This window comes from Mesorhizobium sp. WSM4313 (genome assembly GCF_002294725.1).
Taxonomy (GTDB): Bacteria; Pseudomonadota; Alphaproteobacteria; order Rhizobiales; family Rhizobiaceae; genus Mesorhizobium.
In genome coordinates, this window is sequence record NZ_NSFT01000014.1 from 95,168 (window position 1) to 113,540 (window position 18,373).

Genomic DNA, 18,373 nt, shown 5'->3' on the forward strand with positions numbered 1-18,373 from the left:
CTAGAGATAAAGCCAGATGATCGCTGAAAGCAGTCAAGAATGAGACAGCCGCTTCGCTGGCCCTGGCTGGATTTCGATGTCGACGATGTGGCTGCGCCGGCGATGGCCGTTGGCGTCGATGTCACCGAGACCAGGGCCGAGGTGCGCGAGCATTGGCACCGCAAGGGGCAGCTCGTCTTCGCGCTCGGCGGCGGCGTCACCTGCCGCGTTCCGAGCGGGCTTTGGATGGTGCCGCCGCATTGCGGGGTGTGGGTGCCGAGCCGCATGGAACACAGCAACATCGCGACGGCGAATGCGCGGATTTTCTTCGTCTATATCGAGCCCGGCGCCGCCGACCTGCCGGACCGGTGCTGCACGCTTTCGATCTCGCCGCTGCTGCGCGAGTTGATCATCGAACTGTCGGAGTGCGCGCCGAACGATGCGCGCGGCGATTTCCTGGGAAGCATGCTGCTCGCGGAACTGCCGCGTATGCCTGTCCAGCAATTGCATTTGCCGATCTCGGCCGAGCCGCGGTTGCGGCGGATCGCCGAAGCGCTGGCCGACGACCCCGCCGATCGCAGCACGTTGGCGCAATGGGCAGACCGTGTCGCGCTCAGCGAGAGCAGTCTGGCGCGGCTCGTCGTCAAGGAGACAGGCTTAGGTTTCGGGCGCTGGCGCCAGCAGCTGCATCTGATCGTAGCGCTCAGGGAACTGTCCGCCGGCGCCAGCGTGCAGCAGGTGTCGGGCGATCTCGGCTATGAATCCGTGACCGCTTTCATCACCATGTTCAAAAAGGCGCTGGGCAAGCCGCCGGCAAAATACCTCAGCGATATCGCGCAGAATGGCGGCTCCGCGTTCCTGGCCTGACATCCATCAAGCAGGCTGCGGGTTGATCTCCACGGCAGGCCCGGCCCAATCGGTGGTCTTGCCGGTCACCACCTCGACGATGCCGCGGGCGATCTCGCGCTCGCCCATGATCACGATGTCTGCGCCGAGCCCTTTCAGATGCTCGACCTCGGCGTCGGAATGAGCGCGGGCAATGATGCTGATCGCCGGATTGGCGGCTCGGGCCCGAAGCACGATCTGGCCGGCCTCGAAGGCATTGGGGATGGCGAGGATCAGCCGCTTGGCGCCCTCCGGGTTGGCGGCCGCGAAGACGTCCGCATTGGCGGCGTTGCCGGCGATGGTCTCGACGCCGTCGTCGCGCAGCTTGGCCAGCGTCTTGTCGGCGTCCTCGATCACCAGGAAGGGCAGGGCGGCTTCTTTCAGCGCAGCGCCCACAAGGCTGCCGACCCGACCATAGCCGATGAGGATGGAATGGCCGGCGAGGGTCGTCCTCGGCGGCGGGCCGTCTTCCTTTTCTGGAGCCGCCGACACCGAAGCGACCTGGCCGGGCTCGGTCGCCGGGCCGATAGGCCTTCGCTCTTCGGCCGGCGCGGCCTTGCCGGCGCGCTTTTCCAGCCACGGCTTCATCCAGTCGACAACGAGGAACATCAGCGGGTTGAGCAGGATCGAGAGGATGGCGCCAGCGAGGATCAGGTCGCGGCCCTGCTCGGGCAACAGTTTCAGGCCGACGCCAAGCTCGGCCAGGATGAAGGAGAATTCGCCGATCTGGGCAAGGCTCGCCGAAATCATCAGCGCGGTCGCGATCGGATAGCGGAAGGCGATCACGATAACGAAAGCGGCGATCGACTTGCCGATAATGATGATGGCCAAAGTGGCGAGAATCGGCAGGCCGTTGCTGATCAGGCTGAACGGGTCGAACAGCATGCCGACCGAGACGAAGAACAGCACCGAAAAGGCGTCGCGCAGCGGCAGCGATTCTTCCGCCGCGCGGTGGCTGAGCTCGGATTCGCTCATGATCATGCCGGCGAAGAAGGCGCCGAGCGCCAGCGAGACGCCGAACAGCTTCGCCGCGCCGAAGGCGACGCCGAGCGCGATGGCCAGCACCGCGAGCCGGAACAATTCCCGGGAGCCGGTGTGAGCGACGTAATGCAGGATCCACGGAATGACCCTGCGGCCGACCACCAGCATGACCACGACGAAGGCGGCGACCTTGGCGAGCGTGACGCCGACCACGCCCCAAATGCCATAGCTGGCGGGCAGCGAAAGCAGGCTCTCATGGTCGTCGACCTGGGGCTGGCCCCCGAGCACGCCGGCGAGCGCCGGCAAGAGCACCAGCGCCAGCACCATGGCGAGATCCTCGACGATCAGCCAGCCGACGGCGATGCGGCCGCGCTCGGTCTCGATCAGCCGCCGCTCCTGCAAGGCGCGCAAAAGCACCACGGTCGAGGCGACCGAAAGCGCCAGGCCAAAGACCAGGCCGGCGCCCGGCGACCAGCCGAGCAGCCAGGCAAGCCCGACGCCGAGCAGGGTCGCAAAGCCGATCTGCACGATGGCGCCCGGCACCGCGATAGCGCGGACGGACAGAAGGTCCTTCAGCGAAAAATGCAGGCCGACGCCGAACATCAAAAGGATGACGCCGATTTCCGCGAGCTCGTTGGCGAGGCTGGCGTCGGCGACGAAGCCGGGCGTGTTCGGACCGACAAGGACGCCAGCGACAAGATAGCCGACGAGCGGCGGGATGCGGAAACGGTTGGTTAACGCCCCGAAGACGAATGCAAGCCCCAGACCGGCGACGATGGTGGCGATAAGGGGCGTGTCATGCGGCATTGTCTATGGAGCGCCTTTCGAAAATTCACGATGTCGGATGGGCGCCCGCCGAGGCCGTCGCCTTCGGCAATATGATGGCCGCAGCGGCGATGATGCAACCGCCGCCGCGCAGAATTCGACGCTGAAGGTGGCGCGCACCGGAAATCGGCGCCGCGCCGACAAAGAGACGGCTTCGGGACGCGACCCAGCCTCGAAGCCGCTTTTTTTCGGCGCCTTATGCCGCTTGCAACAGGTTCTCGATGTCGGGAATCGTATGGTTCGTGAGTGTCTTCGGGATTTCCGCCTGCACCTTCTCGCAAACCTCCTTGTGCAGCTTCTGGCGCATCTCGCCAAGCACCTGCGGCGGCGCAATCAGCACGACCGCGTCGAACGCGCCGCGGTGCGCCAGCTTGTAGAGCCGGTCGGCAATCTCGACGGCGAAGCGCTCCTTGCCGAGACGGTGCCAGTCGGTTTCCTCGACGGCGCTGCGGGGACCCTCGTTGCTCTGGCGGCCCGGCTTGTCGCTGCCTTGCTCGCGCGTGGCGGGGTTCTCCTGCTCCATCTCCTGCACCACTTCGAGGTTCGGGAACTTGGCGTCGCCCTGGTTGCGCAGGAAAAGCGCCTTTTCGCCATCAGCCACGATGACCCACAGTCCGTGTTTCAGCTTGATGCTCATGGCGTTCCTCCTTGCTTGCTGCTTGCCGATAGATGGAGCTTGGGATCCGCAAATGGATTGCTAGGCAAACGAGCCGCGAGGCATGATTGTTCCGATCCGGCGATGGCGTCTCGATCGCTTCCGGCAGACTCGGTCGAGCGTCTATCCCGCAGGGCCAGCTTTAATCTACTAACTTTGTAGAATTTAGAATAAACTGTTTTGCGGCTTTCTCGGTCAGGCGCTAAAAATTACGACGGATCAAGGCTGTTTCTTATGTCGCTCCGGCCGTCTCACCGTCAAAGTAGAATTTTTTTCTCTTGGCCTTCGCAGTTGCGAAAAAGCGATTGCCTGCCGTTCGGCGACGCGCGAGTGCTTGCCTTCTGATTTTTGGCCAGCCCGCGTAAAACTGCCAGACTGTTCCAATATTGCTCGCCGCCATGTCGCAAACCAATACCAAGCTCAATGCCTTTCCCGTCTTCATGCGGGTCGACGGCGAAGCCGTAGCCATCGTCGGCAATGGCGAGGAAGCACTTGCCAAGGCCAGGCTGCTTGCACAGTCGAGCGCGGTGCTGCGCATCATCGCCGATAATGTCAGCGGCGGGCTGCTGGATTTCATCGCATCGACCGGCGCCGTTCATATCAACGCAGCTTATGAAGCCGCGCATCTCCAAGGTGCCGCCCTGGTGTTCGCCGCCAGCGGCGACGAGGCGCTCGATCGCCGCGTCGTCGAGGACGCGCGGCGGCTGGGCATTGCGGTCAACGCCGTGGATCGTCCGGAGCTGTGCGATTTCTTCACGCCCGCATTGGTCAACCGGGCGCCGGTGGCGATCGCCATCGGCACAGAGGGCGCCGGACCGGTTCTGGCGCAGATGCTGCGCGGGCGCATCGACCGCATGCTGTCGCCGTCGCTCGGCCGGCTGGCTTCACTTGCCGCGTCCTTCCGCGCCGCCGCCGAGACGCTGCCGAAGGGCAATCGCCGCCGCCGCTTCTGGAGCGATTTCTTCGCCGGTTCGCCGGCCAAGGCCATCGAAGCCGGCGATCCCGCCGAGGCGCACGGCGCGGCGCTCGAGCTCTTGGCTCACGATGCTCCGGTCGAGGGACATATCGCGCTGGTCGGCGCCGGTCCGGGTGCGGAGGACCTTTTGACCTTGCGCGCGCACCGCCTGCTGTTGGAGGCCGACGCCATCATCTACGACGCGCTGGTGCCGGAGGCGATCGTCGCCATGGGCCGCCGCGACGCCGAGCGCCTGCCGGTGGGAAAACGCAAGGGCTGCCATTCCAAGAGCCAGGAAGAGATCAACGCGCTGCTCATCGAGCTGGGCCGCGGCGGCAAGCGCGTGGTGCGGCTGAAGTCCGGCGATCCGCTGGTGTTCGGCCGTGCCGGCGAAGAGATGGCGGCGCTGCGCGAGGCCGGGGTCGCCTATGAGGTTGTTCCGGGCGTCACCGCCGCCTTCGCCGCCGCCGCCGACTTCGAGCTGCCGCTGACGCTGCGCGGCGTTTCGTCCTCGATGGTGTTCACCACCGGCCACGACCTCAAGGGCAACTCGCTGCCCGACTGGGCCAAGCTTGCCATTTCGGGCGCGACCATTGCCGTCTATATGGGCCGTTCGGTCGCGGCGGAAGTCGCCGGCCGACTGATCGAAGCGGGGCTGTCGCCGGATACTGCCGTTGCCGTCGTCGAGAATGCCAGCCTCGGCAACCGTCGCCGTTTCCACGGCACGCTTGCCGACCTGCCCTCGCTGGAGGAGCGCGCCGATCTCACCGGACCGGTGATGACGATCATCGGCGACGCCGTCGCCGGCGCCAATTTTGAACAATCCGAGCCGCTCGCGGTACATAAGCATGAGGGCGCGGCTTCAGCCGTGGCCGAAGGAGTCCGGCAATGAAGGTTCTCACCGCGAACAGGCTCTCCGACGGCATCGCCGTCTGGTACGCCGCCGGCGGCTGGGCGGAGACGGTTGGTCACGCCGATATCGCGCATGACAAGACGGCGGAGGACCGGCTGGAAGCGATCGGCGCCGCGGCTGGCGCCAACAATGAGGTGGTCGACGTCAACCTGATCGACGTCACGGTGGTCGATGGCCTGGTCGAGCCGGTGCGGCTGCGCGAAAAGATCCGCGCCGCGGGCCCGACCATCCGCACCGATCTCGGCAAGCAGGCAAGCCCGGAAGCGGCGCGGGCGGCTTAGCCCCAAGAAAAGCAGCGGGCGGACGCGCCCTGAAAGACGAAGCATGTACCGTTACGACGAGTTCGACCAGGATTTCGTTCACGCCCGTGTCGCCGAGTTCAGCGACCAGGTGCAGCGCCGGCTTGCCGGCGAGATCACCGAGGACCAGTTCCGGCCGCTCAGGCTGATGAACGGCGTCTATCTGCAGCTGCACGCCTATATGCTGCGCATCGCCGTGCCCTACGGCACGCTGAACAGCAGGCAATTGCGCATGCTCGGCCACATCGCGCGCAAATACGACAAGGGCTACGGCCATTTCACCACGCGCCAGAACATCCAGTTCAACTGGCCGGCGCTGTCGGACATCCCGGCGATCCTCGCCGATCTGGCGAGCGTCGAGATGCACGCCATCCAGACCAGCGGCAACTGCATCCGCAACGTCACCGCCGACCATTTCGCGGGAGCCGCCGCCGACGAGGTCGCCGATCCGCGTCCCTATGCGGAAATCCTGCGCCAATGGTCGTCGGTGCATCCCGAGTTCTCGTACCTGCCGCGCAAGTTCAAGATCGCGGTGACCGGTGCCGAGCGCGACCGCGCCGCCATCCAGACGCATGACATCGGCCTGCATCTGAAGAAGAACGCGGCCGGCGAGCTGGGCTTTGCCGTCTACATAGGCGGCGGCCAGGGCCGCACGCCGATGGTGGCGAGAAAGATCCGCGACTTCCTGCCGGAGGCGGAGTTGCTGTCCTACTGCACGGCCATCCTGCGCGTGTACAACCTCTACGGCCGTCGCGACAACAAGTTCAAGGCGCGCATCAAGATCCTGGTGCACGAGACTGGCGTGGAGGAGATCACCCGCCAGGTCGAGGCCGAGTGGCAGGAGCTGAGGGACGCCGAGCTCAAGCTGCCGGAAGCCGATATCCAGGCGATCAACGCCTATTTCGCGCCGCCGGCGCTGGTTTCCCGTCCGGAAGGCGATGATGCGGTGAAACAGGCCAGGCTCGATTCCAAGAGCTTTTCGGAATGGCTCGACCAGAATGTCGTGACGCATCGCCATCCCGACTATGCGGCGGTGACCATCTCGCTCAAGGGCATCGGCGAGGTGCCCGGCGACGCAACGGACAGCCAGATGGAAGCGGTTGCCGACATTGCCGAGAAATACGCCTTCGACGAATTGCGCGTCAGCCACGAACAGAACCTGATCCTGCCGCATGTGGCGCGCGCCGACCTCAAGGCCGTCTACGACGCGCTGGTCGAGATCGGCTTGGCGACAGCCAATTCCAATCTGATCAGCGACATCATCTCGTGCCCGGGCCTCGATTATTGCGCGCTGGCCACGGCGCGCTCGATCCCGGTAGCGCAGGAAATCTCGCGCCGCTTCGCCTCGCTGGAGCGGCAGCGCGAAATCGGCGAGTTGAAGCTGAAGATCTCCGGCTGCATCAATGCCTGCGGCCACCACCATGTCGGCCATATCGGCATTCTGGGCGTGGAGAAGAAAGGCACCGAGCTCTATCAGGTGACGCTCGGCGGTTCGGCCGACGAAAACACATCCGTCGGCGAGATCATCGGCCGCGGCTTCTCCTCCGATGAGATCACCGATGCCATCGAGCAGATCGTCGATACCTATCTCGGCCTTCGGCTCAGTCCCGACGAACGTTTCATCGACGCCTACCGCCGTGTCGGTCCCGCGCCGTTCAAGGAGGCGCTCTATGCTGGCGAAACCAAGGCCGCTTGACCGGACAGGCGAAGTCGAGACCGGCGTTGCCGCCGAGGCAGCGGGGCTCGACGCGCTGTTGGGCCATCTGAAGCCGATCGAGATCATCGAACGGTCGGCGCACGAATTCCGCGGCGCGGTCGCCGCGGTATCTTCCTTCGGCGCGGACTCCGCCGTGCTGCTGCACATGATTTCGGAGATCGACCGCGCGCTGCCGGTCATCTTCCTCGACACCGGCAAGCATTTCGAGGAGACGCTCGGCTATCGCGACGCGCTGGTCGCCGATTTCGGCCTCACCGACATCAGGGTGATCAAGCCGGAAGAGACCGCGCTGCAACGCGTCGATCCGACCGGCAGGCTGCACGAGACCGACACCGATTCCTGCTGCAATGTTCGCAAGGTCGAGCCCCTGGCGCGCGGCGTCGAACCGTTCCGCGCCTGGTTCACGGGGCGCAAGCGCTTCCAGGCTTCGACGCGCACGGCTTTGCCCGTCTTCGAGGCCGTCGGCTCGCGCATCCGCATCAATCCGCTGGCGCATTGGACGACATCGGACCAGGCAGACTATATGCGGGCGCATGCGCTGCGCGAAAATCCGCTGGTCGCCTATGGTTATCTCTCGATCGGCTGCTTCCCTTGCACGCAGCCGGTGCAGCCGGGCGAGGATGCGCGCAGCGGCCGCTGGGCGGGCCACGCCAAGACCGAGTGCGGTATTCACCTCTCCGGTTTGGAGAAGTCGCTGACCGACGCCTCGCTTTAGGGTATATCCCTATTCACGTGAGGCCGGTCCGCAAGCGGCTTCCGGTCGCTGGCGGCCTGCCGGCTCGCCTCGAAATTTTGTGACTTTGGGATTTTTGATGACAGGATCGACGACAGCGGGGACCCGCCTCTGGACCCGTGACGGTTTTCGCGAGGATGAGTGGACCCACGCCGAAAGCGCCGAGGCGCTTGCCGGCAACGGCCGCTTCATCCTGCCTCTGCAGGCCTTTCTCGGGCTGGATGAAGACGTTCGTAAGTCAGCCAAGGAGCGTCTCGGCGTCCTGCTGCAGCCCGGCGACGAGCTGGACAAGATAACTGGCCTGCTCGACCAGCTGTCGCTGGTGGCTCTGGCCTTCCCGGCCTTCAATGACGGCCGCTCTTTTTCCAAAGGCGAATTGCTGCGCGCCCGGCATCAATTCAAGGGCGCGGTGCGCGCCACCGGACAGGTGCTGGTCGACCAGCTGCCGCATATGCTGCGGCTCGGCTTCGACGAGTTCGAGGTCTCCAATCCGGTGCTCTTGAAGCGGTTGGAGGAAGGCCGCACCGGCGGCTTGCCGCTTTACTATCAGCCGGCGGTCGAACCGGAGGCCAAGGGCCCAAAATATTCCTGGCGGCGCAAGCGCCCCAGCTGACGCGGCATTTCATAGGGCAAATGAAATCGCTGTGGTCCGACCAGCGTCACGCATTTTGTTGGTCAGCTCAGCTCAAGATAGGTTTGGAAAGAGCGCCGCGCTGGTCTGGTCAGACCACATTGCCGATTCGGGCTTCCGCTTCGGCCGACCTGCCCTTAGGATAGGGCCATTACTTCGGACCACGAAATAACGGCCAGCTAAGGGAGGAAGCGGCATGGCAGGCAAGAAGATATTGATGCTCGTTGGCGAGTTCAGCGAGGAATACGAGATTTTCGTCTTCGAGCAGGCCATGCACGCGGTCGGCCACACCGTCCATGTCGTGTGCCCGGACAAGAAGGCCGGCGACGTGCTCAAGACCTCATTGCACGACTTCGAGGGCCACCAGACCTATACCGAAAAACCCGGTCACGATTACATCCTCAACAAGACCTTCGCCGAGGTGAACCCTGCCGACTACGATGCGGTTTATGCGGCGGGCGGGCGCGGGCCGGAATATATCCGCATCGACAAGCGGGTGCAGGCGCTGGTCAGGCATTTCCATGAAACCGGCAAGCCGATCTTCACCATCTGTCACGGCGCGCAGATCCTGATCGCGGTCGACGGCGTGGTGCGCGGCAAGGAAGTGGCGGCGCTGCATTATTGCGAGCCGGAAGTCACCCTCGCCGGCGGCATCTATATCGATGTCGCGCCGACCGGCGCCCATGTCGACGGCAATCTGGTTTCAGCCAAGGGCTGGCCGGGCCTAGCCGCCTTCATGCGGGAATGCCTGAAGGTGCTCGGCACCGAGATCCGTCACGGCGAAGTGCTGATGCGCGACGACAGGAAGGCGGCCTGAAACTTGTCAGTTGCGGTATGCGGCTATTGACGCCGCCTGCCGCCTGCGTTCTCCGCCTCGGCGCCGTCGAGGCGGTCAAGCAGGTCGGTCAATTGCTGGGGCATTTCCTTTTCCAGGCGAAATACCGGCAATGTGCGCAGAAAGCGCTTCGTCGTTTCGCTGCCCGCCTGTCGCCTGATATCGCTGGCCAATTCGACGCGCCTATGGCCGTTGTTGCCGTTCATCGTCCCAAAATCCTGTGTCGGTTTCGAAACTCCTGCAGCCGGTCCATGGTTCCCGTAGTAGTGCCCGAGAGCAAGCAAAGCTGCGTGATACGGTAAAGTTTGAATTAATTTGGAACGGCAGCCTGCCATCAGCCGCCTGCGCTTGCCCCTTGATTTTTGCCCTCCAAACCTCGATATCGGGCGCAAATCCAGAGCAATTCGAAATGACGGGAAACGCGATGAGCGACCAGGCAAAAGACGAACGCACGCCCGAAGAGATCGAAGCCGCCGAGGCTTCCGGCGAGCGTGCGGAGGGCGGCGTCGACGGCGACTACGAAGCGTTGGTGCGGCTGCTGAAGGAAAACGAGGAACTGAAGGACCGTGCGCTGCGCGCGGCGGCCGAAATGGAGAATTTGCGGCGGCGCACCGCGCGCGACGTGCAGGACGCCCGCGCCTATGCCGTCGCCAACTTCGCGCGCGACATGCTGTCGGTGTCCGACAATCTGCGCCGCGCGCTGGACGCGATTCCCGCCGAGGCGAAGGCCAGCGGCGACGCCGGCTTCAAATCGCTGATCGAAGGGGTCGACCTTACCGAGCGCGCCATGCTTTCGGCGCTGGAGCGCCACGGGGTGAAGAGACTCGCGCCCGAAGGCGAGAAGTTCGATCCGAACTTCCACCAGGCGATGTTCGAGGTCCCCAATCCGGATGTTCCCGCAGGCACTGTCGTCCAGGTTGTGCAGCCAGGCTATTCGATCGGCGAGCGCGTGCTGCGGCCAGCGATGGTCGGCGTCGCCAAGGGCGGCCCGAAGGCGGCCGCCGAGGCCAAGGTCGAGCCGGGCCCGGTGAACGAGCAGGCCGAGAAGGATGCGTGAGAGTAGCGAATAGGAAGTAGTGAGTAGGGGCTGATATTTATCCCCGGCTTCGTGCTATTTCCCTACTCTATTCGCTACTCACTACTCGCTCGCCCATGAACCCCATCGCGTCGCTCGACTATGCCGGCGTGGCCGTCTTCGCGGCGACGGGCGCGCTTGCCGCATCGCGCAAAGAACTCGACATCATCGGCTTTCTGTTCCTGGCCAGCGTCACCGGCATCGGCGGCGGGACGCTGCGCGACGTCATCCTCAACCTGCCGGTGTTCTGGGTCGCCAACAGCGGTTATGTACTGATCTGCGCCGTCGTCGCGGTGCTGGTCTTCTTCAGCGCCCACCGGTTCGAATCCCGCTACAAGCTGCTGCTGTGGCTCGATGCCGTCGGCCTTGCCGCTTTTTCGGTGATGGGCGCGGCCAAGGGGCTGGCGATCACCGGCTCGCCCGTCGTGTCGGTCATCACCGGCGTCTTGACGGCGACCTTCGGCGGTATTCTGCGCGACCTGCTTGCCGGCGAGCCATCGGTGCTGCTCAGGCCCGAGATCTATGTCACGGCCGCGCTTGCCGGCGCCGCCATCTTCACCCTTGGCGATCTTGCCGGCCTGCCGGCGCTGGCGTCCAGCCTGCTCGGCTTCGCGGGCGCATTCGCGGTGCGCGGCGGAGCGCTTAAATTCGGCTGGTCATTTCCGGCCTATAAAAGCCGGCCGGGGCGAAGGCCGGAGGATATTCCCTGAGGGAGCGAGCAGCGAATAGGGAGTAGCGAATAGGGGTTGAACGGAACAGATCCCGCCACTTTCTTCTATTCGCTATTCGCTATTCGCTATTCGCTATTCGCTATTCGCTATTCGCTATTCGCTATTCGCTATGCCGCGAAACGCTGCCCTTCACCGCCATAGTAGTTGACGTAGCGGGCGCCGATCTCCTTGACCGGCATGACGACGAAGACGTCGACGGTCGAGAATTCGTGGTCGATGACGCAGCCGTCGCCGATGCGGGCACCGACGCGTAGATAGCCCTTGACCAGCGGCGGCATGGCGGCGATCGCCGCCTTGGCGTTCACCGCCTCGATCGGCATCAGGTCCATCGAACAGTAGCGTCCCGGAACCGCGCGAACATCCCAGGCGGAGTTGGTGCGGCAATGATGGGCGAGATAGGTCAGCGCCTCGGCATGCGCCGCCGGCACGATGCCATGGAACGAGGCGCAGCCGGTCATCACGCCGATGTCGTAGTGGTTGATATAGGCCCAGATGCCTTGCCAGAGCGCCTCGATGGTGCGTTTGGAGCGGTATTCCGGCAGAACGCAGGAACGGCCGAGTTCGAGGAAGCGCTGGCCGGGATGCCGCGCAATCAGCTTGGTAAGCTCGAACTCGCCCTCGGAATAGAAGCCGCCGGCCGTCGCGGCGATTTCCTGCCGCAGCAGGCGGTAGGTGCCGACGATGCGGCGGTGCTCAGGGCCGGGAAGGGAATTGTCCAACACCAGAAGGTGATCGCAGAGCGGGTCGAACCGGTCGGCGTCGCGCCGGTCCTGCGCCTGGAACAGGTCCTTCCTCGCGCCAAGCTCGTCGTAGAATACCCGGTAGCGCACTTCCTGGGCGGCGGCGATCTCGGCCTCGTTGCGGGCGAGCCGCACTTCGAGATTGCCGATGCGGCCCAGCGGAGCGCCGCTTGCGACGGCGTCGGCGGTACGGGCGGCGAGCAGGGCGCCGCCGGCATTCGGCCGAGTGTCACATTCAGGCACGACTGTATGCACGAGTGATTCTCCTTCGAGCCATCCCTCTTGGCACGGGGATACGGTGTAGGTGCAACAGGATTGTGACAGTACCGTGATACGACGTGGCGGGCAATACTTTGTCGGCTGGGCAATACACTCAACCGGCTATCTTGTGATCGCGAAAGCCAAGCAAGCCAAGGCGTTCAACGGTTGGAAATTTCCTCAGGCGGCAACCTGGCCCTCGACCGCCTGGACGAGCGCGTCCGGGTCGAGCGGCTTGGTCACGAAACCGCTGGCGCCATGGGCAAGCACAGCATGCCGGGTCTTTTCCTGGCTGTCGGCCGAAAGCACCATGATCGGAATCGGGGGCATGGCCAGGGACTCTTCATGGCGACGGATGGCGGCGATCGCGTCCAGCCCGTCCATGACAGGCATATGCAGGTCCATCAGCACCACATCGAAGCGGAACTTGAGGCCGGCATCGGTAACGGCATCGACCGCGGCCTTGCCGTTGCCGACGATCTTGACGCGGTGTCCGGCCTTGAGCAGCGTGGCGCGGGCGAGCATGGCGTTGATGTCGTTGTCTTCCGCAATCAGCACCGACAGGCCCTGGTCGCGCTTGCGCACCGAGGGGGCACCGCGCGGCTTCGGCAGCGGCTTGGCTAGCGCCGAGCCATGGCTGGTCAACAGCACACGCAGCAGGGTCTCGCCCCGCACCGGCCGGGCCAGGAAGGTGGCATAGCCGCTGCCCCGGAATTCGCCGAGCATGCCGCGATCCGTCGGCGCAATCAGGGTGATGGCCTCGCAGTCGGCAAAGCCAGAATCGCGCAGCCGCTTGAGCAGCCTCCCGTCGCTGTTTTCGAGCGCGGCATCGATCAGAAGGACGTTGCAGCCTGCAGCGAAGGTGGCGGCCTGGCCCGGTGTCGCGGCAACCTCGACGATGCCGCCATGGGCCTTGATCGCGCGGGCGATGGCATCGGCCTCGATGGCGTTTTTCGACACGATTACGGCCCGCCGGTCGGCAAGGATGTTGTGGCGATGCGGCGGCCGCTCGGTCGCGGCGACCGCCGGAAGCTCCAGGACGAATTCGGATCCTTCGCCGAGCCGGCTCGAAACCGAGATCGAGCCGCCCATCGCCGTCGCCAGCCGCTTCGAGATGGCAAGCCCGAGGCCGGCGCCGCCATGCACCCTGGTCGAGGTGCCGTCGGACTGCTCGAATTCCTCGAAAATGCGCTCCATGTCCTCTTCGCGCAGGCCCGGGCCGGTGTCGGCGATGGTGAAGCAGATACGGTCGGTGGTTTCGCTGCGGGCGCGCGCCACGGTGAGCAGCACCCCGCCCGTGTCGGTGAACTTCACCGCATTGCCGATGAGGTTGAGCAGCACCTGGCGCACGCGGCCTGGATCGGCGGTGATCATCTGCGGCACATCGGGCTCGACATGGCAGCCGAGGCCGATGTTCTTGGCGAAAGCCTTTGCGGCCAGAAGTTCGATGATGTTGTCGGCGATCTCGCGCAGCGAGGTCGGTTGGGGCTCGGGTTCGAAGCGGCCGGCCTCGATCTTGGAATAGTCGAGCAGGTCCTCGATGAGCGCGAGCAGCGCGCTGGCCGAGGTGGAAACGGCGCCGACATAGGTGCGCTGTTCGGGCGAGAGGTCGGTATCGGCAAGCAGCTTCGCCATGCCCATGATGCCGTTCATCGGCGTGCGGATCTCATGGCTGACGGTGGCGAGGAAGCGTGACTTGGCCTGGCTGGCATATTCGGCCCGTTCGCGCGCGGTGATCAGCGAGGATTCGGCGCGCTTGCGGGCGGTGATGTCGCGGGCGATCGCCCGGTGCGAGACCGCGCCCGTGTCCTTGTCGCGCACCGACAATTCGATCCAGGAGAACCAGCGTGGTCCGTTCGGGGTGCGGATCGCGACATCGGTCGAGCTCAGGCATTCATGATCGGAGAAGGCGGCGTCGGGAACGATGCCGACATCGATGCCAAGCTCGGACAAGGTCTTGCCGGCAAGATCGCGCGCATCGAGCTCGACAAGCGAGGCAAAGACGCTGTTGGCATAAACGATGTGGCCGTCGCGATCGCGATGGACGACGAGGTCGCCCAGCGCGTCGATCAGGCCGCGGAAGCGCTCCTCGCTCTCCTGCATCTCCCACATGCGGTCGGCGAGGGTTTCGATCTCGGCGCGGCTGCGCGCGGCGGTCTCGTCGAGAAGCGCTGCGGTGCGGCGCTCATCGCGACGGCTGCGCAGATGCATGGCCAAGCCCGCAAAGGCTATGGCGGCGAGGCCGGCGGTGATGATGAGCGGCGCTCCGGTGAGATGCGCGAGCCCCGCCATGATGGCGATGGCGGCAACGATCGTCAGGAAGGGCAGGCCGTCGTGGCGGGCCCCCGGCAGGTCGGGAGCCAGCGGCGGCGCGACGAGCACCTGCCGCTTCGGCGCATCGGGGATGAGCCTGTCAGCGCCGGCGGCTTTGCTGTCCTGTCTGATGTCGGAGTCCGCGACCATGCGCAGACCATGCCAGACAGAAATTATGGAAGGCTGGGAGGGATCGTTCGAATTTTAGCGAATCGCGCAGATTCCGGCCGCGCGCATGCGCGGGCGAAACCGAGCTTCGCGAGGTCGTTGCGAGCTACATATCGACAACGACGCGACCCCTGACCTTGCCTTCGACGATATCGCGCGCGGCGGCGACAATGCCGTCGAAACCGATCGTGCGGGACAATGTCGACAGCTTCTTGGAGTCGAGGTCGGTGCCGATGCGGCGCCATGCTTCCAGGCGTACCGGCTTCGGCGCCATCACCGAATCGATGCCGAGCAGCGAGACGCCACGCAGAATGAAGGGCGCGACGCTTCCGGGCAGATCCATGCCGCCGGCCAGGCCGCAAGCGGCGATCGCGCCGCCATAGGAGGTCATCGACAGCACATTGGCCAAGGTATGGCTGCCGACCGAGTCGACGCCGCCTGCCCAGCGCTCCTTGGCGAGCGGTTTCGCGGGCTGGCTGAGCTCTTCGCGCGAGATCACCTCAGCCGCGCCAAGATCGATCAGATACGGGCTCTCGGCGTTGCGACCGGTCGAGGCGATGACATGATAGCCCAGGCTCGACAGGATCGAGATGGCGACCGAGCCGACGCCGCCGGCAGCGCCCGTCACCACCACGGGACCGCGGTCCGGCACGATGCCGTGCCGCTCCAGCGCCATGACCGAGAGCATTGCCGTGTAGCCCGCCGTGCCGACAGCCATCGCATCATGCGCGCTCATGCCCTCGGGCAGCGGCACCAGCCAGTCGCCTTTGACGCGGGCGCGGCCGGCATAGGCGCCGTAATGCGTCTCGCCGACGCCCCAGCCGTTGAGGATCACCTTGTCTCCCTTGCGCCAGTCCGCATGCGAGGAGGAGATCACGGTGCCGGCGAAATCGATGCCTGGAACCAGCGGCCAGCGGCGCACGACCGGGGCCTTGCCGGTGATGGCGAGCCCGTCCTTGTAGTTCACCGTCGTCGCCTCGACGGCGACGGTGACGTCGCCTTCCATCAGGTCGGCCTCGGCGAGGTCGACGACATCGACGGACTGCTTCTTGTCCGCATCGCGCGAGATGAGGATGGCTTTGAAGGTGTCGGGCATGATTTTCTCCTCGCCTCTGGCTGATGAGGAAGTCTGCGGTTTCAACAGCGTGAGGTCAATTGCCAAGGTCCTGGGACTTGGCTTCGCGCCGCCAGCCGATCAGTTCGTCGAAGACGACAAGCGCTGCGCCGACCGAGATGAAGGTGTCGGCGAGATTGAAGACCGCGAAGGACCAGACGGGCGTGTGGAACAGGATGTAGTCGATGACGTGACCGTAGACGGCGCGGTCGATGAGGTTGCCGAGCGCGCCGCCGATGATCAGCGCAAAGCCGATACGAGCGACGACATGGCCGGCCGACGTGCGCGTGGCGAGATAGAGCACGAAGGCGACGACGAGCACGGCGATGACCACCAGGCCGGTATCGCCGAAGGACTGGAACATCGAGAAGGCGATGCCGGTGTTGTAGGTGCGAAACAGCGCCAGGAATGGCAGCAGATCGACCTTCTCCTGAAAGGCGAGACCGTTCTCGACCAGCTGCTTGATCCACTGGTCGAGCGCAATGGCGATGACGACCAGCACGACGTAAGGCGACCAGTATTTCATTTGGCGGTTCTCATCGGATGTCATTGGCATGCTCGAGCTTCAACGCGCCGCGCCGGATCTCGAACAACATCACGCCGGTGGCGACCGCCAGATTGAGCGAATCGGCCCGGCCTGCCTGGGGAATTCTGAGCAGCCGGTCGCAGCTTTCGGCGAGACTGTCCGGCAGGCCCTGCTGCTCGTTGCCCATCAGCAGCAGGACCGGTCCCCTGGAGAAATCGACCGAGCGATAGTCGACCGCGCCCTTGAGATGGGTTCCGGCGACAAGGCCGGAGAAATCGCGGCGCCAGGCGAGGAAGGCCTGCTCGGTCGCCCTGGCGACCGGCACAGCGAAGATCGAGCCCATGGTGGCGCGCACCGTCTCCAGCGAGAACGGGTCGGTGGTGTCGCCGACCAGGATGACGCCCTTGGCGCCGACGGCGTCGACGGTGCGGATCACGGTGCCGAGATTGCCGGGGTCGCGCACCCGGTCGAGCGCCACCCAGACATCGCCGTCCCTGGCGCGGATCTCCTTCAGCGGCACCGTCTGCTGCGCGAAGACGCCGACCACCATTTGCGGGTTCTCACGGCGGGTGATGGCAGCGAGCACCTTTTCGGAAACTTCGAGCACCATGCCGCCGGCGGCAACGGTCCGCGCAGCGACTTTTTCGACGGCCGGGTTGCCGCGTCCGGCCTTGGCGAAGACCAAGGTCCTGATCGACCAGCCGAGGTCGAGGGCATCGATGACCAGCTTCAGGCCCTCGGCCATGAAGGCGTTCTGCTGGTCGCGGAATTTCTTGAGCGCCAGCGCCTTGATGTCCTTGACCAGGGGATTGGCAAGGCTGGTGACTTCCTTGACCTGCCCGACCGGGCGAGCGCCGTCATGTGCCGTCATTCAAGCCACCCAGCGCGAGAACAGCGAAGTCGACAGCGCGCGGCCGGCGGATTTCTCGCGAATGATCAGCTCGCCGGATTCGACCGTGCCGCCCATACCGGCGAAGGTATCGCGCATCAGCGCATGGATGGCGAAGAAGGAAGCGCGGATCGAATAGGCGGTGAGGACGACGGCGAGCGGTTTCGGCGTCAGGATCGAGCGGCAAAGCTCGGTGAGGCCCGGCAGGTCCTCGAACAATTGCCAGACCTCGCCCTTGGGTCCGCGGCCATAGGCCGGCGGATCGAACAGCACGATGTCGTAGCGGCTGCCGCGGCGTTCCTCGCGCTCGGCGAATTTCATCGCGTCCTCGACGATCCAGCGGATCGGCTTGTCGGCAAGGCCGGCCATCTCCTGGTTCTCGCGCGCCCAGCCGATCGCCTTCTTCGAGGCATCGACATGGGTGACCTCGGCGCCGGCGCGGGCCGCCACCAGCGAGGCGAGGCCGGTATAGCCGAACAGGTTAAGCACCTTGACCGGGCGTCTCGCCGACGTGATCAGTCCCGCCATATGGTCCCAATGCGAGGCCTGCTCCGGAAAGACGCCGACATGGCGAAACGAGGTGAAGCGGCCGAGATAATCGATGCCGTCATGCTTCATCGGCCAGGTTTCGCCGAGCGGCGTTTTGGGAAACCGCCAGCGGCCGATGCCTTCTTCGTCGGTGTCGCCGGTGAAGATGGCGTCGGCGCGCTCCCATTCCTTCGCCGGCAGGGCCCGCTGCCAGATTGCCTGGCCCTCGGGGCGCACGATGCGGTACGGGCCGTATTGCTCGAGCTTCTCACCGGCGCCGCTGTCAAGCAGGGCGTAATCGGCGTTGGGCGCGACTTCGAGGATCAACGGCAGGCGCTCGGCAGGCAACGCGCCTTCGCGGCGCGCAAGCACGCGCGGCGCCGGCTTGGCTTCCTGCCGCTCCGCCGGCTTTGTTTCACGGCGCTCGGCAGGTGCGGCCTGCTGCCGTCCGGCCGCGAACGCATCACGCGGGCGGGGCTGTTCCGCCCTTGCGGGATGCGGGCGGCCATCCCGGCGTTTGTCGCGAAAAGATTTCAAGAAAGGTCATCTCCGGCGGTTCGGCCCGCTTCTGCCACAGCTCAGCCCACCGGCGCAACAAAGCCTGGCTCATTCAATGGTGCTGT

The 18,373-nt window shown here is 65.0% G+C and carries 18 protein-coding genes; 9 read left to right on the forward strand and 9 right to left on the reverse strand.

Annotated features, from left to right (window positions below):
* The first annotated feature begins 39 nt into the window (after positions 1–39).
* Positions 40–846, forward strand: a complete 807-nt coding sequence (locus CK219_RS24820; protein ID WP_095769242.1) for a helix-turn-helix transcriptional regulator — start codon at positions 40–42, stop codon at positions 844–846.
* Between the two features lie 6 nt (positions 847–852).
* Here the strand turns inward: CK219_RS24820 and ybaL are convergent, their stop codons facing one another.
* Both ybaL and CK219_RS24830 read right to left on the reverse strand, forming a co-directional pair.
* Positions 853–2,652 (reverse strand): YbaL family putative K(+) efflux transporter, encoded by a 1,800-nt coding sequence (ybaL, locus tag CK219_RS24825; protein ID WP_176477138.1) that lies wholly within the window; start codon positions 2,650–2,652, stop codon positions 853–855.
* Between the two features lie 214 nt (positions 2,653–2,866).
* Positions 2,867–3,307, reverse strand: coding sequence for a host attachment family protein (locus CK219_RS24830; RefSeq protein ID WP_095769243.1), 441 nt, complete (start codon positions 3,305–3,307; stop codon positions 2,867–2,869).
* A 416-nt stretch (positions 3,308–3,723) separates the two neighbouring features.
* Here CK219_RS24830 and cysG point away from each other — a divergent pair, with 416 nt between their 5' ends.
* The 6 genes from cysG (at position 3,724) to CK219_RS24860 (ending at position 9,390) form a co-directional block, all read left to right on the forward strand.
* Complete coding sequence (cysG, locus tag CK219_RS24835; RefSeq protein WP_095769244.1) at positions 3,724–5,172, forward strand: siroheme synthase CysG; 1,449 nt, start codon at positions 3,724–3,726, stop codon at positions 5,170–5,172.
* Entirely contained in the window at positions 5,169–5,474 is a 306-nt protein-coding gene (locus CK219_RS24840) for a DUF2849 domain-containing protein (RefSeq protein ID WP_095769245.1), read from the forward strand. The genes cysG and CK219_RS24840 overlap by 4 nt, the downstream gene beginning before the upstream one ends.
* A gap of 43 nt (positions 5,475–5,517) precedes the next feature.
* Positions 5,518–7,188 carry a nitrite/sulfite reductase gene (locus CK219_RS24845; protein ID WP_095769246.1) on the forward strand — a complete coding sequence of 557 codons (1,671 nt, stop codon included), beginning with the start codon at positions 5,518–5,520 and terminating at the stop codon, positions 7,186–7,188.
* Positions 7,163–7,924, forward strand: a complete 762-nt coding sequence (locus CK219_RS24850; protein ID WP_095769247.1) for a phosphoadenylyl-sulfate reductase — start codon at positions 7,163–7,165, stop codon at positions 7,922–7,924. Before CK219_RS24845 ends, CK219_RS24850 begins: the two co-directional genes overlap by 26 nt.
* 97 nt (positions 7,925–8,021) lie before the next feature.
* Positions 8,022–8,555: a DUF934 domain-containing protein gene (locus CK219_RS24855; RefSeq protein ID WP_095769248.1), complete on the forward strand. Its 534-nt coding sequence runs from the start codon at positions 8,022–8,024 to the stop codon at positions 8,553–8,555.
* Between the two features lie 214 nt (positions 8,556–8,769).
* Positions 8,770–9,390: a DJ-1/PfpI family protein gene (locus CK219_RS24860; RefSeq protein WP_095769249.1), complete on the forward strand. Its 621-nt coding sequence runs from the start codon at positions 8,770–8,772 to the stop codon at positions 9,388–9,390.
* A gap of 23 nt (positions 9,391–9,413) precedes the next feature.
* On the opposite strand, the gene CK219_RS24865 is transcribed toward CK219_RS24860, so the two are convergent.
* Positions 9,414–9,614, reverse strand: a complete 201-nt coding sequence (locus CK219_RS24865) for a hypothetical protein (RefSeq protein ID WP_095769250.1) — start codon at positions 9,612–9,614, stop codon at positions 9,414–9,416.
* 218 nt (positions 9,615–9,832) lie between these two features.
* Between CK219_RS24865 and grpE the strand changes: the two genes are divergently transcribed.
* Both grpE and CK219_RS24875 read left to right on the forward strand, forming a co-directional pair.
* Positions 9,833–10,465: a nucleotide exchange factor GrpE gene (gene grpE, locus CK219_RS24870; RefSeq protein WP_095769251.1), complete on the forward strand. Its 633-nt coding sequence runs from the start codon at positions 9,833–9,835 to the stop codon at positions 10,463–10,465.
* Positions 10,466–10,560: 95 nt separating this feature from the next.
* The gene (locus CK219_RS24875; protein WP_095769252.1) at positions 10,561–11,193 is read left to right on the forward strand and encodes a trimeric intracellular cation channel family protein; all 633 of its coding nucleotides are present in this window, start codon (positions 10,561–10,563) and stop codon (positions 11,191–11,193) included.
* Between the two features lie 128 nt (positions 11,194–11,321).
* On the opposite strand, the gene CK219_RS24880 is transcribed toward CK219_RS24875, so the two are convergent.
* The 6 genes from CK219_RS24880 to CK219_RS24905 all read right to left on the reverse strand — a co-directional run bounded on the left by CK219_RS24880 (position 11,322) and on the right by CK219_RS24905 (position 18,287).
* The gene (locus CK219_RS24880; RefSeq protein ID WP_095769253.1) at positions 11,322–12,209 is read right to left on the reverse strand and encodes a GNAT family N-acetyltransferase; all 888 of its coding nucleotides are present in this window, start codon (positions 12,207–12,209) and stop codon (positions 11,322–11,324) included.
* Between the two features lie 183 nt (positions 12,210–12,392).
* Positions 12,393–14,675, reverse strand: coding sequence for a PAS domain-containing hybrid sensor histidine kinase/response regulator (locus CK219_RS24885; RefSeq protein WP_095769254.1), 2,283 nt, complete (start codon positions 14,673–14,675; stop codon positions 12,393–12,395).
* A gap of 124 nt (positions 14,676–14,799) precedes the next feature.
* On the reverse strand, positions 14,800–15,789 hold the full coding sequence (locus tag CK219_RS24890; protein ID WP_095769255.1) for an MDR family oxidoreductase: 990 nt from the start codon (positions 15,787–15,789) through the stop codon (positions 14,800–14,802).
* Positions 15,790–15,844: 55 nt separating this feature from the next.
* The gene (lspA, locus tag CK219_RS24895) at positions 15,845–16,333 is read right to left on the reverse strand and encodes a signal peptidase II (protein ID WP_095769307.1); all 489 of its coding nucleotides are present in this window, start codon (positions 16,331–16,333) and stop codon (positions 15,845–15,847) included.
* A 10-nt stretch (positions 16,334–16,343) separates the two neighbouring features.
* A complete protein-coding gene (locus tag CK219_RS24900; RefSeq protein ID WP_095769256.1) occupies positions 16,344–17,204 on the reverse strand; it encodes an RNA methyltransferase in 861 nt (286 codons plus the stop codon).
* On the reverse strand, positions 17,205–18,287 hold the full coding sequence (locus CK219_RS24905) for a class I SAM-dependent rRNA methyltransferase (protein WP_095769257.1): 1,083 nt from the start codon (positions 18,285–18,287) through the stop codon (positions 17,205–17,207). It lies immediately after the preceding gene.
* Positions 18,288–18,373: the final 86 nt, after the last annotated feature.

What these genes read in the sequence shown, in the direction of transcription:
- CK219_RS24820 (WP_095769242.1), top strand. Translation starts at nt 40, where the DNA reads ATGAGACAGCCGCTTCGCTGGCCCTGGCTGGATTTCGATGTCGACGAT.
- CK219_RS24855 (WP_095769248.1), top strand. Translation starts at nt 8,022, where the DNA reads ATGACAGGATCGACGACAGCGGGGACCCGCCTCTGGACCCGTGACGGT.
- lspA (WP_095769307.1), bottom strand. Translation starts at nt 16,333, where the DNA reads ATGAAATACTGGTCGCCTTACGTCGTGCTGGTCGTCATCGCCATTGCG.
- CK219_RS24890 (WP_095769255.1), bottom strand. Translation starts at nt 15,789, where the DNA reads ATGCCCGACACCTTCAAAGCCATCCTCATCTCGCGCGATGCGGACAAG.
- CK219_RS24840 (WP_095769245.1), top strand. Translation starts at nt 5,169, where the DNA reads ATGAAGGTTCTCACCGCGAACAGGCTCTCCGACGGCATCGCCGTCTGG.
- cysG (WP_095769244.1), top strand. Translation starts at nt 3,724, where the DNA reads ATGTCGCAAACCAATACCAAGCTCAATGCCTTTCCCGTCTTCATGCGG.
- CK219_RS24845 (WP_095769246.1), top strand. Translation starts at nt 5,518, where the DNA reads ATGTACCGTTACGACGAGTTCGACCAGGATTTCGTTCACGCCCGTGTC.
- CK219_RS24830 (WP_095769243.1), bottom strand. Translation starts at nt 3,307, where the DNA reads ATGAGCATCAAGCTGAAACACGGACTGTGGGTCATCGTGGCTGATGGC.
- CK219_RS24885 (WP_095769254.1), bottom strand. Translation starts at nt 14,675, where the DNA reads ATGGTCGCGGACTCCGACATCAGACAGGACAGCAAAGCCGCCGGCGCT.
- CK219_RS24900 (WP_095769256.1), bottom strand. Translation starts at nt 17,204, where the DNA reads ATGACGGCACATGACGGCGCTCGCCCGGTCGGGCAGGTCAAGGAAGTC.
- CK219_RS24875 (WP_095769252.1), top strand. Translation starts at nt 10,561, where the DNA reads ATGAACCCCATCGCGTCGCTCGACTATGCCGGCGTGGCCGTCTTCGCG.
- CK219_RS24860 (WP_095769249.1), top strand. Translation starts at nt 8,770, where the DNA reads ATGGCAGGCAAGAAGATATTGATGCTCGTTGGCGAGTTCAGCGAGGAA.
- grpE (WP_095769251.1), top strand. Translation starts at nt 9,833, where the DNA reads ATGAGCGACCAGGCAAAAGACGAACGCACGCCCGAAGAGATCGAAGCC.
- CK219_RS24865 (WP_095769250.1), bottom strand. Translation starts at nt 9,614, where the DNA reads ATGAACGGCAACAACGGCCATAGGCGCGTCGAATTGGCCAGCGATATC.
- CK219_RS24850 (WP_095769247.1), top strand. Translation starts at nt 7,163, where the DNA reads ATGCTGGCGAAACCAAGGCCGCTTGACCGGACAGGCGAAGTCGAGACC.
- ybaL (WP_176477138.1), bottom strand. Translation starts at nt 2,652, where the DNA reads ATGCCGCATGACACGCCCCTTATCGCCACCATCGTCGCCGGTCTGGGG.